The following is a 14,474-nucleotide window of genomic DNA, read 5'->3' as shown; positions in this document are numbered from 1 at the left end:
TTTGAGTTTAGCACACTTCCAGCCATTGTGAAGTTAATTTTTCCTTATGTAACAAATCATACGCTTATTTTTGACGCTGAAAACAACGCAACAATGAGAGTATTTTTGAAAACTCAAAAGAATATGATAGTGCTTAGCTTCGAGAGAAAGGATAGATTGACAAACATGATTGATATTACTTTGCCGTATGATAAGAAAAAGATCACGGCACACATCCCAGATGAGAACTTTGCTGGGAAATTAGTTTCACAAGCTGCGAACTACGAGAATCCCATTTCAGAAATTGAGACTGTGGAACGCTCGCTCGATAACCCGATCGACTCCCCAAAATTGGAGGAATTAGCCAAGGGTAAGAAGAACATTGTCATCATTTCTTCCGACCACACCCGGCCAGTCCCATCACACATCATCACCCCAATTTTGTTACGTCGGATTCGTTCTGTCGTACCAGACGCTCGCGTTCGGATTTTGGTGGCCACTGGATTTCACCGACCATCGACCCGCGAAGAATTGATCAATAAGTACGGGCAAGAAATCGTTGATAATGAAGAAATTGTCATGCACTACTCCCAAAAAGATGAGGACATGGTCAACATTGGCAAGCTGCCTTCAGGCGGGGATCTCATTTTAAACAAGGTCGCTGTTGAAGCTGACCTGTTGATCTCCGAAGGCTTCATTGAATCTCACTTCTTCGCTGGGTTCTCCGGCGGTCGGAAGTCCGTTTTGCCTGGAATCGCCTCATACAAAACTATTATGGCCAACCACTCCGGTGAATTCGTTGCCGACAAGCACAGCCGGACCGGGAACCTGCACCACAACATGATCCACAAGGACATGGTGTTCGCTGCCAAGGCCGTTCATTTACAATTCATCCTCAACGTTGTGTTGGATGAAGATAAGAAGATCATCGCCTCATTTGCTGGTGATTTGGAAAACGCCCACAAGAAGGGGGACTGACTTTGTCGCTTCCTTATCACAGGTCGACGCCATTCCTTCTGATATTTCGATCTCAACTAACGGTGGCTACCCACTGGACCAAAACATCTACCAAGCCGTTAAGGGCATGACCGCTGCCGAAGCCACCAACAAGGACCACGGGACCATCATCATGGTTTCTGGTTGCCGCGATGGTCACGGTGGTGAAGGCTTCTACCATAACTTGGCCGACGTTGACGATCCTAAGGTCTTCTTAGACCAAGCCGTCAACACGCCACGTCTGGAAACCATTCCTGACCAGTGGACCGCACAAATTTTGGCTCGAATCCTGGTCAACCACCACGTTATCATGGTCTCAGATCTCGTTCAACCAAACCTTGTGACTGACATGCACATGGAATTAGCATCGAGCTTGGAAGAAGCCATGGAAATGGCCTACAAGCGTGAAGGCGAAAAAGCTAAGGTAACTGTTATCCCTGATGGCTTAGGCGTCATCGTCAAGACAAAGGACTAATCTGAACATGGCAAAAAACAACATGGCCGCGCTCTTAAAACAGGTCGCGGATCAACAATTGTCAGTTGACGCTGCCATGGCACAGCTCGATGATCCCGGTTTTGTGGATCTCGACTACGCCAAGGTCGACACCGACCGTCAGCGCCGCACCGGCTATCCTGAAGTCATCTATGGTGAAGGGAAGACGGCCGAGCAGATCATCGGCATCATTCAGGCAATGCTGACCACAAAAGTGAATATTTTAGTGACCCGCGTGTCACAGGACAAGGCGGATCAGGTGCTTCAAGCGTATCCTGACATGACCTACCGTGACGATGCTCAGGTGATGCTGTGGCAACAGACTGCTCTGACGCCGACCACCCACAAAATTGCGGTGGTCACAGCCGGGACATCGGATCTGAAGGTGGCTGAAGAGGCCGCGCTGACGGCTGAGGCGTTCGGAAATGTCGTTTCCCGGGTCTACGACGTGGGTGTCGCCGGCATCCACCGGCTATTTGCGCGCCTTGACGTCATCCGTGACGCCCAGGTCGTCATCGTCATCGCCGGCATGGAAGGGGCCTTAGCCTCCGTCGTTGGCGGCCTCGTTGACAAACCGGTCATCGCCGTGCCCACCAGTGTCGGCTACGGCGCCAGTTTCGGCGGTATGTCCGCCCTGTTGACCATGTTGAATTCCTGTGCGTCTGGCATCACCGTGGTCAACATCGATAACGGGTTCGGCGCCGGCTACAGTGCCAGTCAGATCAATCATTTAACGGAGAACAAGTAATGGCTTACTTATATTTAGACCCCTTTTCAGGGCTTAGCGGCAACATGCTGCTGGGTGTCCTGTTCGACCTAGGACTGGACTTTGACCAGTTTCAGGCGGAACTTGAAAAATTAAAAGTGTCCGGTTACCACCTGACACTGGAGAAGACGACCCGGTCTGCAATCGGCGGGCAGTTGTTCGGCGTTGTGCTGGACGATGCGCACCACCACGCGGATGAGAGTCTCACCGCGCAGGAGGTTGAGGCCCACGAGCACCACCATCACGATGACGACCAGCTTGCTGAACACGATCACCACCATGACCACTTGGCCGAGCATGATCACCACCACGATGACCTGGCCGCCACGCCGCATCATCACCACCATCACCACGGGCGCAACCTGCAGGAGATCGAAACGATCATCAACAACTCGAACCTGAGCCAGTCGGTGAAGATCCAGGCACTGGGCGTCTTTAACGAGATTGCACAGGCGGAAGCCCACGTTCATCAATTGTCACTGGATGAGATCCACTTCCACGAAGTTGGCGCGCTGGACTCCATTGTGGACATCGTCGGCTTCTTCGTTGGCCTTGAGATGATGGGCATTGACGGGATTATCAGCGGCACATTGGTTGACGGCTCCGGCACCATTGAAGTGGCCCACGGGACCATGCCCGTGCCCGTACCAGCCGTGATGCAGATGCGCCAAAACAGTGAGGTGCCCGTTCGGCAACGGACTGACATTCATACTGAATTGGTGACACCAACTGGCTTTGCAATCGCCAAATTGGCCTTTGATTCATTCGGCCCGATTCCGGACGATATGCAGGTGCAAAAGGTCGGCTACGGTTTCGGTACCCGTGACACCGGGCATTTAAATGGGTTGCGCGGACTGCTGCTGACACCATTGGCTAGCCAAAAAGAAGTGCACTCCACCAGCGATGAAATCGTGGAGATCCACGCCAACGTGGACGACCAGTCAGGTGAGGGGCTCGGGTATGCCATTGAGAGATTAATGACTGCTGGGGCTTACGACGCCTACTTTACGCCGATCTTCATGAAAAAGAACCGGCCAGCTTACCAGGTCACGGTGATCACGACCAGTGCAAAACTGCAGGCCATGGTTGACCTGCTGATGACCCACACCACCACGTTTGGCGTGCGTTGGGCCACCATGAAGCGGGCAACCCTACCACGAACGTTTAAGACCGTCACCACCGAATTTGGTGAGGTGACCCTTAAAATTGGCACGTTTAACGCACAACAAAAAGTAACTGTTGAATACGATAGCGCAGCAGCCCTAGCCGACAGCCACCACGTCAGTCTTGACGCGGTCCGTCGCGTAGCGTTGCTAGCATACGACAAAGAAGATGGGATGAACTAACATGCATCAATTATTTGCGGAATTAATGGGGACTGCCCTCATGATCGTTTTTGGGGTCGGGGTTCACGCCGACACCGTTTTAAATGACACGAAGTACCACGGTTCAGGGCATTTATTTGCCATCACAACATGGGCATTTGGCATCTCAATTGTCTTATTTATTTTTCCAACCATCTGCCTGAACCCAGCCATGGCATTTGCGCAATTCTTACTGGGGAACATGAGCTTTATCCGGTTCATTGAAGTTTCGATTTTTGAACTGGCTGGTGGGGTTATTGGCGCCGTCATCGTGTACATCATGTACGCCGACCAATTTAAACACTCCTACGACAAGATCGACCCAGTGACGATCCGAAACATTTTCTCAACGGGTCCTGGTGTCCGGAACCTGCCACGGAACTTCTTCGTCGAATTCTTTGACACCTTCATTTTCCTGACAGGGATCATGGTCATCGTGACCATCAAGACACCCGGCATCATGCCAATTGGTATCGGGCTGTTAGTCTGGGCCATTGGGATGGGACTTGGGGGCCCAACTGGGTTCGCCATGAACCAAGCGCGGGACCTCGGCCCACGAATTGCCTTTGCCATCCTGCCATTGAAGAACAAGGCAGCTGCCGATTGGCAATACGGGTTGCTTGTGCCTGGTATCGCACCGTTCTTTGGTGCCGCAGCAGCCGTCATTTTTGCAAAATTTTATCTTGGACTTTAATTTTAAAAAAGGAAGTAATTACACATGGAATCAGCAAAAAATCAGCATTAACCGCAGCATTGTCACAGTACAACAAGGTGTTAGTTGCCTTTTCTGGCGGAATCGATTCAACCGTTGTGTTGGACGCCGCTTTGAAGACGTTGGGTAAGGAAAACGTTCTGGCCGTTGTTGCCAACTCTGACCTGTTCACCGACGAAGAATACACCAAGGCAATGGATCTTGCCCAAGAAATGGGTGCCACTGTTTTAGGGACCACATTGGACTACCTAGCAAACGACGACATCAAGAACAACCGTGCCAGCTCATGGTACTGGATGAAAAAGATGTTCTACCAAAAGATGAACGACCTCAAAGATAACAGCAACTGCGACGTCGTTTTAGACGGCATGATCATGGACGACAACAACGATTTCCGTCCCGGCTTACGTGCCCGCGATGAAGAGGGTGCCGTTTCCGTGCTCCAAGTGGCTAACATCTACAAGTCAGACGTTCGCGACATGGCTCGTGAAGCCGGTCTGTCAAACTGGAACAAGGTTGCCAGCTGTTCCGTATCATCACGGTTCGAATACGATACTGAATTGACTGTTGAAGGCATCCAACGGGTCATGAAGTCAGAAGCTTACCTGCGTAGCTTAGGCTTTGCCACTGTTCGTGTTCGTGTTCAAAATAAGTTAGCCCGGATCGAAATCATGGCTGACCAAATCAACGATTTAGTTGCTCAAATGTTTGCCATCAATGACAAATTACAAGAATTTGGGTTTGACTACGTCACCGTTGACCTTGAAGGCTTCAAGTCAGGTCGGATGAACGAAAGTCTGACCGCCGACGTTAAGTCAGCCTTAGTCGACTAGGTCGCGTATCGGGAAGGGAAGTGCCGTGATGAAAAAAATGCGTTTGCGAAAGACCATGCCGTTCTATGGGTTGACCCTTGTCCTGCACCTGCTGGGCATTGGGCTACTCTTGGTGGCGGCACAGTCCGCACCTAAGTTCGTTGGCTTAGGCGTATTGGCCTACACCCTGGGACTCCGCCACGCTTTTGACGCCGACCACATTTCGGCCATCGATAACACGGTTCGCCGGTTATTGAACCAAAACGAATCGGCGTACGGTGTCGGCTGGTATTTCTCGATCGGCCACTCGACCGTTGTGTTCTTGATGATCCTAGCCGTTCGCGTCTCGCTGGGCTGGGCGCGCGAGAAACTGACGTTGCTAAACGCAATTGGCGGTAAGATCGGGACGGTTATTTCCGGCGTCTTTCTGCTGATTATTGCTCTCAGTAGTTTCGTGATTCTGGGCAAGCTGTTACGGATGCGTCGTCATACGCAGGCCGCAACGGACCAGCCAGAGTTGGAAAACTTGTTGATGTCGCGTGGGGTTCTTGCGCGGATTTTAGCACCGCTATTTAAGTGGATCCGTCACGATTGGCAGATGTACTTCATCGGGTTCGTGTTCGGCCTTGGCTTTGACACCGCCACCGAGATCACGGTCATCGCGCTCTCTGCTGTGACAGCTAGTCAAACGACCGCCACGGCCTGCGGTATCTTTGCCCTTCCCATCCTGTTTGCTTCCGGTATGAACCTCATGGACACGGTGGATTCTACCATGATGTTGTGTGCGTATAGCTGGGCGTTTGATACGCCGGGCAAAAAGATACGCTACAACATTGTGATGACCAGTATTTCCGCTGTGACTGCGTTAGGCATTGGTTCGTTTGAACTGCTGCAAATGGTACACATGCCAACTGGCTTTGGTCGCTGGATCGCCAGCGTTGATCTGGGGTGGCTCGGTTACGCGCTGGTTGGGTTCTTCGCTGCGTTTTGGCTGGTGGCCTATGTCCACTGGGCTTGGCGTGCACGACGGCTGAAGCTGGCGGGGCATTCGGATTATTAAATGCGTGATTGAAATGCTGCATCTCCTTTTGGGGGTGCGGCATTTTTTTGCGTTGAGTCCACTTTTAAAAAAACAATGACGGGGATTTTCACGCTGTGGCCGTTTTTGATTGGTTTAAAAATGATTTGATCATAGTTGATAGTCAGATTGACAACGCCCATTTTGATGCTGACATTCTGAAATCCAAAGGCACAAAAGAGGCATTGAAGCATTTTTTGAGAGTCGCTGATACGGGTATTCAAGGCATTCGCATTCAAACGACAATTCCAGAGGCTAACAACCATCAGTTACAATCAGCGGCTACATTATTGACTATCCATAAAGCCTACGATGACACGGGGCATGTGGTGAGGGAGGTTGAGATTCCGTTAACGCAAGAATCCACTGGCACCCAGCGTATCGTTTTAATTGCATTAGCCATTTTAAACGCGCAGTTGCAGCATCAAAATAAAACGATATTTTTTGATGAGTTTGAGACTGGACTCCACGAAGAAATGCTAGTGGCACTGGTTGCCTTCTTCAATTCTGAGCAAAATGAGAATCAATTCGTAATCACCAGTCATCAAATTGATTTGCTTGACCAACAGCTTCGTGTTGATCAAATTTATTTTACCGAGAAGAATTTTCGCGGTGAAAGTGACCTCTATTCTGTTTTTGATTATGGGGATGACCTGTCAAGATCAGATATTGCCTTTTCGAAACGCTACCGAAAGGGACAGTTTGGGGCGGTGCCAATTATTTACAGTGATGAACTCAATAAGGCCCTACGGCTATAAGGAGAAGTACCACGTGACTAGAAAACGACGACCTAAGAAAATCCGAACTGAAGTGATGATTTTTTGTGAAGGAGAAACGGAGCTGAATTACTTTAAAATGTTGCAGCAAAAATACAATGGTAGCGGCATTAAACTCAAGCTTCGAAATGAAAACGGGCAAAAGGGCAACAAGTTGGTGAATGAGGCCATTGTATGGCGAAACGCCCAAGGAAACGGCTTTTCTGGGTCGATATATGTCTGTTTTGATGATGACAGTCAAGACAAAGATAGTCTGGTGACTGCATTACAGACGGCTAACCATCATCATATCAACGTTATCTTCTCCAAAATCAATGTCGAAGTATGGCTGTTACGCCATTTTAGGCCGATTGAAACTACTGAAAAATGGTTAGAAAAAACCTGGCTTTATCAGCGTCTAACCGAAACTTTGCAGTTAAAAAAACGGTATGAATCGTATAAAGGCCAAGACATCGCATATAAGTATGAGGACTACGTTCAAGATGCCGCAACCAATTGTGCAGCTTTCTTTGGTGAAACAGCGTTGGATAGTTCTGTTTTCTATACCAATCGGCCGTTTACCAATTTTAACCACAGCATTCGTGATATTTTTAGCATCGACACACTTTAATGAAGTGCTGGATGACTATCATACGGAATGGTGTCTATAATGGAATAAAAGGGAGTGTGTTAGTTATGTATCAATTACTACGTGGGACATTAATTGGGGTAGTGTCGTTAGGGCTATTTGCGGTTGACACAACGACGAGTGTATCGGCAAGTTCCCATACATCACCGACAAGTTTAAGAGGGACTTGGTACCATTACTTCACCAAAAATGATTCGACAAATGGCGGTCCAAAATTTCGTGAAACGTACACTGTGACGGCGCATTCACAGCGGGTCAAGTATTCGGGTGGGCTTTCTTTTTCAAGTTCACTGACAGGCAATAAATTTATCGTGTCACACAGTAAAGCCCAGCTTAAACTGTTAGGTCACGGGACACATACATTAACGGGTTATTATTTTGGCAATACCACTACCGGTGACATAGAACCAAATTATTCATACCATTTGAAGCTTGCTGGTAAAACACGGCATGTGTTAATGACGCCGAATCAAAATGGGCATTTGATGATTTTTACGACCTATAAACCGTCAAAGGACTATCAACTGAGTTATCGAAATTAAAGGTTGATTGGTAAAAGGTGTTTTTTGTTCCTATTTCAACTTTTAAGTTTATTTTATGTCATACTAGAACTAACAATCTGAGACTTAAAAGGGGAAGTCAATATGAATACGAAGCATCTCTTTCGTCAAACGATCCGGACTTTTTTTAAGAACTGGGTCGCCTACATAACACTGATTTTTACATTGAATTTAATTTTGACCTTCATCATCGTGCCAATCATGCGATGGCTCACGAAGTTCATCATGGTCCAAAATGATGTGCCATACGTGTCTTACACAAACTTTGGCTGGTTGCTCACCAAACGACCGTTGGCGGTAATTGAACTGGTTGCGCTGGCGTTGGTGATCCTGCTGATCGTCTTCTGGCAGTTTGCGTTCTTGATTCAGGGAGTTGAAGGTATTCACCATGACCAAGAACGGCGACTGACACGAATCACCTTATCAGCGCTACAAGCCATGCGCCATTTGCGGGTCAGCAGTTTCCTGTTCTTTATTCCGTATTTTGTGCTCATTTTGCCATTTTCAGATATGTACTTTACGTCGCCACTGCTGTCAAAAGTTCAGATTCCAGCGTTCATTATCAGCTTTCTTGAAGGCAACGCGTTATACGCGACTTTATTAGTCATCGCGGCCGTTGTCGTCACCTATCTTGGCATACGGTTAGTGCAAGTCTTGCCATTGACAGTCCTCGGCCAGTTGCATGGTGTTACCGCTGCACGAAACAGTTGGCGGATGACGCGACATCACACTTGGGCCTACTTCTGGCGTCTGGCCTGGTTGGGAATCCTTAGCATTGTCAACACGGCAGTTGGGTCAATCCTGCTGTATGGCTTGCAGGTCCAACTGGATAAACAATCTAAAACAGTTGCCTTCGTTGGGGCTGTGACCAATATGGTATTATTGTCGATCTGGATAAAGGTGGTGGGCGCGGCCACGTTGGCCATCTTTATTCTCTTACTCGTCCGGATCATTGAACAGAGCCCGTCAGAGGTTGTTGCACCAACGGTTACATCCCTCAGCCACCCGCGGGGAAGTCGGCGTCTGGCCGCGGTCGTCGTGGTCATTTTCCTGCTGAGCCAGGGTGCTTATAACGTGATGTACCTACGTGGCGCAGTTCTCACAGAGCCGCTCGCCATCTCTCACCGGGGTGTCGACAACGGCAACGGCGTGCAAAACACGATTCCAGCACTGAATAAAACGAGCAAGGAAAAGCCGGCCTTCGTTGAAATGGACCTCCATGAGACCAAGGATCATCAGTTTGTGGTCATGCACGACGAAAATTTGAAGAATCTAACCGGCGTCATCAAGCAGCCATACCAATTAACGTTGAAGCAAATGACCAAGCTTAAAGCCCGAGAAAACGGCCATGTCGCACACGTCGCCAGCTTTGACCAGTATTTGGCTGCGGCTGAACGCGACCATCAGCGCCTGCTAGTCGAGATCAAGGTTAACAAGCACGACTCCGCGAATATGATGCAGCTGTTTATGAAACGGTACAAGGCACGGTTATTGCGTGATCACGACTGGATGCACTCGTTGAGCTATCCTGTGATCAGTTATGTGGTCAAGCATGATCCAAAGGAAACGGCGAGCTTCATTTTGCCGTACAACCTGACGTTCCCCCAGACCAAGGCAGATGCCTATACCATGGAGGAGACCACGCTGAATGCAACCTTCGTGGATCAGGCCCATGCCAATAAGCAAAAGGTGCTGGCTTGGACGGTCGATTCACAAGACGACATGACCCACATGATGTTTCTGAATGTGGACGGCATTATTACCGATAATTTGCATGAATTGCAATCGACGATCAAGACCACTTTTAACCATCCGAGTTATGCGCGTGAACTTTTGATTTATGCGGATGAGTTGACTGTGTTTACTGGGAATGGTGGGGTTGAGAATTAGAGAGTGGAGAAAAACGGTTTGAGACCAGAGCGTAAGGGCAATGCGTGATAAATCCCGTACTTGGATTTGTCACGCATTGCCCTTACGTGGCCGGTCTCAGTTTTTCGGAACTCGTTTCCACTACGTAAAATAGATAGTCATCTTAAGATACAATCATTGATAATCGCAGAAAAAAAGTGACAAAAAAGGTGATTTTGAATACAAAATATAAAAAGCGCCTGAAGAAACTGATTATGATTAACGCTGTCCGAATGACAACAAAATAGCAACAAAAGGCCACGCGCAGCTTACCGAAAGAGTAAACTGCGCGTGGCCTTTTGATATAAAATGCAATTGGATGCTGTCCAAGTCCGCAACTTGTGTTTGATAAGGCGCCTCACCTATTAATCAACCGTTATCTCTCAATTCGTCAACACGTGATCATAAGCAATGTTATGGTACACTATACCCAAATGATTATCATTCAAGTTGCAGGCAAACGAACGGGGACGGTCAATATGACAACACAAGAACCAGCAGATCTTGTACAACAAGTCGCAGAATTAAATTACGCCATTGTGAAGTGGCTCAATACTAATCTCAAAGCCTTTGGGGTGACCGCCACGAATTATTTTTACGTGATGAAAATTGGCGCTCATCCCGGTATCGTTCAAAATCAGTTGAACACGATCATCAAGGTAAATCCCAGCACGGTAACTCGAGCCATCAACCATTTGATTGAAGATGGGTTTATCATCAAGGAGGCAGATCCGGATGATCACCGGGCCACGCGACTGCGTTTATCACAAATGGGTGAAACGCGGGCGAGCCAGATCACCACGGTCCTTGATCGGCTGAACGGCTACCTTTTAGATAGCGCCGGGCAATCGTTACCACCCTACGACCAAATTTTAAATCTGCGTCACGCCTTGGCTGGCATCGATTAGGCGTCCTTAAAGGTCGGGTTATCCTTAAACAGATTCCAGGTCTCCTGGGTCGTCTTTTGGTTGGTTGCTTTATCAGCCCGCAGCTGGTCCCATGATGAGGCAAAGGTGATCTCAGGTAAATCATCTTGTAACTGCTGAATCACTGCATCGGCAAATTCATCGAGGTCATTGCCGTAGTTATGCTCGCCAGCACCACCCAGATTTGTATTTACAGCAGGCGGCAGGATCTCAAACACTTTGGTTGCGGTATCCTGTAACTGGAGCCGCGGTGCTTGCGTAAACCCGTGCACGCCGTTCTTCGAGGCTGTGTAAACGGGAACCCATGCACCGTTGTTGATCACTAATCCGGACGAAATGTTAATGAAGGCACCATTCGGTTGCGCGGTGATCTGCGGTAAGAATAAGAAGGTCAGGTGTAACTGCGCTTCAAGGTTGACGGCCAGTTCTTGGTGGTACCAGGACCAGTCGTGCTTGAGGTTCTGGAGATTGATCCACCGTTGAATGCCAGCGTCGTTAAACAGGATATCGAGATCGCTAAAGTTATCATCGACCCAAGTCTTTAGGGCTTCCCGGTCGTCAGGAAAGCTCAGATCGGCCTTGTAGGTCAGCAATTCTGGGCGCTCCTTTTTTGCGGCCTCAATGTTCTTTTCGCTAAAATCAACAGCGAGGACTTGGTTGCCCAGATCCATGAAGCGTTTTGCGAGGGCGAAGCCAATGCCGCTGGTCCCACCGGTAATTAAAATGTGATGATTTTATAGTTTCATAAGGTTCACGTTCCTTCCGTGAATGAAATCACTTATTAAGTGCAATTGCACTTAATTGACGCTATAATGAGTAAAAAGGAGATGGTCTGATGATCTTAGTCACTTCCGCAGCTGGTCACACAGGTCGTATTATGGTGCACACACTTGTGACCGCTGGCTACGATGCTATCGCAACAGATATTGATCCGAAAGTTCAACAACTCCCAGGGATTAAACAAGCACTGGTTGGAGACCTGACACAGCTTGCATTTCAACAGCAACTGGTCGCTAGTGCTGACCAGATTGTTTATATTCCGCCCTTATTTTCAGCTGAAGAGGCCTTGATCGGCGAGAACCTAATTGATCTGTCAGCTGCTGGGCAAGTCAAGCAGTTTGTTTTTGTGTCAGTGACGCACCCAATTTTGACGACGTTACTGCAGCACACCGCCAAGCGCGATGTGGAAGAACATCTGATCTATCAGGGTATGACGTCTCAACTGCCGTACACTATTCTACAACCAATGCACTACATGCATAATTTTGATCCGCAGCTTGTTCATCGTACCGGCAAGTATCAGATCTTTTACAATGTGGATTCTAAGATAGCGTACGTGGATCCAAAAGATGTCGCTGAAGTTTTGGTACAGGTGATTGGCAACATAGCCCAGCATAATAAGGCCACATATGAACTCGTGGGCACGCAACCCTTTTCGCCAAATGAGCTTGTCCAACAATACAACGCACTAACTGGTGAACAAGCGGTGGCGGAGTATGTTGACGTTGAGACCTTTCTTGACACTATTGATGCGCAAGATTTATTTTTTAGAACGGGTTTCAAACACCTTGCGGACACTTATAGCAAGTGGGGACTCGACGGCAATAGCACTGTGCTACGGCTGTTGCTTGGACGCCAACCGACCGATTTTAAAACATACGTAAAACGACAGCTAAACTAATTTAATCACAAACAAGCGCTCTCAGTTAGATCATTTAGCTGAGGGCGCTTTTGACGCCGGTGTACTACCGGTTCGTTTCATTCGCTTTCTCAGCCGCTCGGGGAAACATTTGAGAATAATATAGAATAGGATGAAACAACGTTAATGCCGGGAGAGGCAGACACTCGGTATTTTCGATTTAATTGTTCATAGGCCAAAATAGATGAAACGACGACTGCGGACTAAACGACGGGGGTGAACCATGATGTTTAGCAGGCAGTATTCCCGTCAGCTCACTGACTGACGAGGTCGTTTTCCGATGATGATGGTCGCAGACCTGCACCATCGGCGCGCGTGCAGTGGGAAAACCCATCCGCAGTGACTTCACGGCACCGCAACGAGGAATGTAGGCGATGCCCGTGATTTACAAACCGGATGATCAATTTGTGAGCCATAAGGTGTTGATTGCATTGGTACGTCACACTGATGCGCCGAACATTTGAAGAATACCAGTGAAGGTAAATGTTTCAGTGCTCAACTGAATTGGGGTACAACAGTGTTCATTGTGCTCACGCTGTCAGACAAAATGTTGGGGGTCTGTGAGGGTTGCCGATAACCATAAGATCCGAGGATTAGACGTGCTATCCCAGCAGGTAGAGAGCACGTCCGAAAGATCTCTATGTTGGCCATCTTCCCAAAAGACAGCCGTCACATAACGACCCAACGGCATAATTTCATAATTGTAGTTATATCGTAAGGTTTTCCCACTTGCTTCACCACTCTAAACACGGGTTGAGTGGTTGCGTTCTCGCATCACCGTCCTTTTGAGAGCAGTGTAGCACGAACTAGGTGCAAATGCATTTAAAAAGCATTACATAATACTAATTTAGTTATAATCATTAACACTTATTTAAAATTGGCCGATGATATGTGAAGATGTCATAATGTATTCAGATGGAAATTGTAATAATCGCTGACATAACAGCGTTTTAATGGTGACAAGACAACCTGACTTACCTTTTTTAACCATCATGTTTTTATATTATAATAATAGAATAATTTTATTAATTAATAATGACCGATTTAAATACACAAAAAATAGCAGAACGAATATCTAATTCTTTCTGCTGGATTATTGCTTAATATAGTAGTGAATTATTTTGCAAGCTACGATCGTTATCGAACTTAAAAGTAAATTGTGTAAGCCTTTTTCGTTTTAAAAGGCGTGTAAACATCGCCAACCGCTGTTGAGGTCTTGCCAGATTTTAGCGTTTTATCTGAGAGACCATTTACCGCGATGGCGGGCTTATAGGTGCCGTTGACCTTGACGCGGCCAGGGTTGAAACCGAATGAGATCCCGGTACCCTTGGTGCTCCAAACATAGTAGGCCTTTTTGAATTTAACGACGCTCAAGCTTTTAGCTGAGTAGTGGTGCTCCTTCTTGGTGCCAAAGGCAGTGACCTGAAGTTCTGTCAGCGTATGCGTCGTCAATTTATATTCGTCATAGCCGGCGCCCTTTACGTAGAAGTACCAGTTGCCGCGTAACACTGTCGGAATCGTGTTCGTTTTTGCGGCAGCGTGAGTCGTGACTGGCACAGTTAGCATCACAAGGCTGGCAAGTGCGACCATTTAACCAAATTTTGCTCGTTTTTTTATCAAATGAGATTCCCCCTGTAAATCCACACTAGCTTTAATGTACCACGAACTGCTGGTTTGCAACACACGTGTTTAAAAATATTCAGGCGTTCATGATATTGCGTCGTGATAAAGTATGGTAGGGTAGATATTAAGAATGATCATTAGGGGGTGAGACAGC

General features: G+C 47.7%; 13 protein-coding genes and 1 pseudogene. 12 read left to right on the top strand and 2 right to left on the bottom strand.

The window, feature by feature from the left end; translation table 11 throughout:
- Nucleotides 1–165: 165 nt before the first annotated feature.
- The 11 genes and pseudogenes from larA (at nucleotide 166) to AYR61_RS14125 (ending at nucleotide 10,980) form a co-directional block, all read left to right on the top strand.
- Nucleotides 166–1,450: pseudogene (larA, locus tag AYR61_RS14175) on the top strand (nickel-dependent lactate racemase).
- A gap of 7 nt (nucleotides 1,451–1,457) precedes the next feature.
- Entirely contained in the window at nucleotides 1,458–2,216 is a 759-nt protein-coding gene (gene larB, locus AYR61_RS14170) for a nickel pincer cofactor biosynthesis protein LarB (protein ID WP_065903658.1), read from the top strand.
- The gene (gene larC / locus AYR61_RS14165) at nucleotides 2,216–3,580 is read left to right on the top strand and encodes a nickel pincer cofactor biosynthesis protein LarC (RefSeq protein WP_065903655.1); all 1,365 of its coding nucleotides are present in this window, start codon (nucleotides 2,216–2,218) and stop codon (nucleotides 3,578–3,580) included. The genes larB and larC overlap by 1 nt, the downstream gene beginning before the upstream one ends.
- A 1-nt stretch (nucleotide 3,581) precedes the next feature.
- Nucleotides 3,582–4,292, top strand: coding sequence for a D/L-lactic acid transporter LarD (gene larD, locus AYR61_RS14160; protein WP_056987099.1), 711 nt, complete (start codon nucleotides 3,582–3,584; stop codon nucleotides 4,290–4,292).
- A gap of 17 nt (nucleotides 4,293–4,309) precedes the next feature.
- Nucleotides 4,310–5,143 carry an ATP-dependent sacrificial sulfur transferase LarE gene (gene larE / locus AYR61_RS14155; RefSeq protein WP_065903989.1) on the top strand — a complete coding sequence of 278 codons (834 nt, stop codon included), beginning with the start codon at nucleotides 4,310–4,312 and terminating at the stop codon, nucleotides 5,141–5,143.
- Between the two features lie 28 nt (nucleotides 5,144–5,171).
- Nucleotides 5,172–6,182 (top strand): HoxN/HupN/NixA family nickel/cobalt transporter, encoded by a 1,011-nt coding sequence (locus tag AYR61_RS14150; RefSeq protein ID WP_065903652.1) that lies wholly within the window; start codon nucleotides 5,172–5,174, stop codon nucleotides 6,180–6,182.
- Nucleotides 6,183–6,307: 125 nt separating this feature from the next.
- A complete protein-coding gene (locus tag AYR61_RS14145) occupies nucleotides 6,308–6,958 on the top strand; it encodes an AAA family ATPase (RefSeq protein ID WP_191982258.1) in 651 nt (216 codons plus the stop codon).
- Nucleotides 6,959–6,971: 13 nt separating this feature from the next.
- Entirely contained in the window at nucleotides 6,972–7,586 is a 615-nt protein-coding gene (locus AYR61_RS14140; RefSeq protein WP_056987100.1) for an RloB family protein, read from the top strand.
- Nucleotides 7,587–7,651: 65 nt separating this feature from the next.
- The gene (locus tag AYR61_RS14135) at nucleotides 7,652–8,146 is read left to right on the top strand and encodes a hypothetical protein (protein ID WP_054710925.1); all 495 of its coding nucleotides are present in this window, start codon (nucleotides 7,652–7,654) and stop codon (nucleotides 8,144–8,146) included.
- Nucleotides 8,147–8,248: 102 nt separating this feature from the next.
- Complete coding sequence (locus AYR61_RS14130) at nucleotides 8,249–10,054, top strand: glycerophosphoryl diester phosphodiesterase membrane domain-containing protein (RefSeq protein WP_065903650.1); 1,806 nt, start codon at nucleotides 8,249–8,251, stop codon at nucleotides 10,052–10,054.
- A 452-nt stretch (nucleotides 10,055–10,506) separates the two neighbouring features.
- Nucleotides 10,507–10,980: a MarR family winged helix-turn-helix transcriptional regulator gene (locus tag AYR61_RS14125; RefSeq protein ID WP_191982257.1), complete on the top strand. Its 474-nt coding sequence runs from the start codon at nucleotides 10,507–10,509 to the stop codon at nucleotides 10,978–10,980.
- Here AYR61_RS14125 and AYR61_RS14120 read toward each other — a convergent pair.
- Entirely contained in the window at nucleotides 10,977–11,717 is a 741-nt protein-coding gene (locus tag AYR61_RS14120; protein WP_225356547.1) for an SDR family oxidoreductase, read from the bottom strand. The two genes, AYR61_RS14125 and AYR61_RS14120, sit on opposite strands and share 4 nt — an antisense overlap.
- A 116-nt stretch (nucleotides 11,718–11,833) precedes the next feature.
- Here AYR61_RS14120 and AYR61_RS14115 point away from each other — a divergent pair, with 116 nt between their 5' ends.
- Nucleotides 11,834–12,679 (top strand): SDR family oxidoreductase, encoded by an 846-nt coding sequence (locus AYR61_RS14115; RefSeq protein ID WP_065903647.1) that lies wholly within the window; start codon nucleotides 11,834–11,836, stop codon nucleotides 12,677–12,679.
- Between the two features lie 1,164 nt (nucleotides 12,680–13,843).
- Here AYR61_RS14115 and AYR61_RS14110 read toward each other — a convergent pair.
- Nucleotides 13,844–14,287 carry a hypothetical protein gene (locus AYR61_RS14110; protein ID WP_056987103.1) on the bottom strand — a complete coding sequence of 148 codons (444 nt, stop codon included), beginning with the start codon at nucleotides 14,285–14,287 and terminating at the stop codon, nucleotides 13,844–13,846.
- Nucleotides 14,288–14,474: the final 187 nt, after the last annotated feature.

This window comes from Secundilactobacillus paracollinoides (assembly GCF_001702155.1).
Taxonomy (GTDB): Bacteria; Bacillota; Bacilli; order Lactobacillales; family Lactobacillaceae; genus Secundilactobacillus; species Secundilactobacillus paracollinoides.
This window is presented reverse-complemented; position numbering and strand designations above follow the sequence as displayed.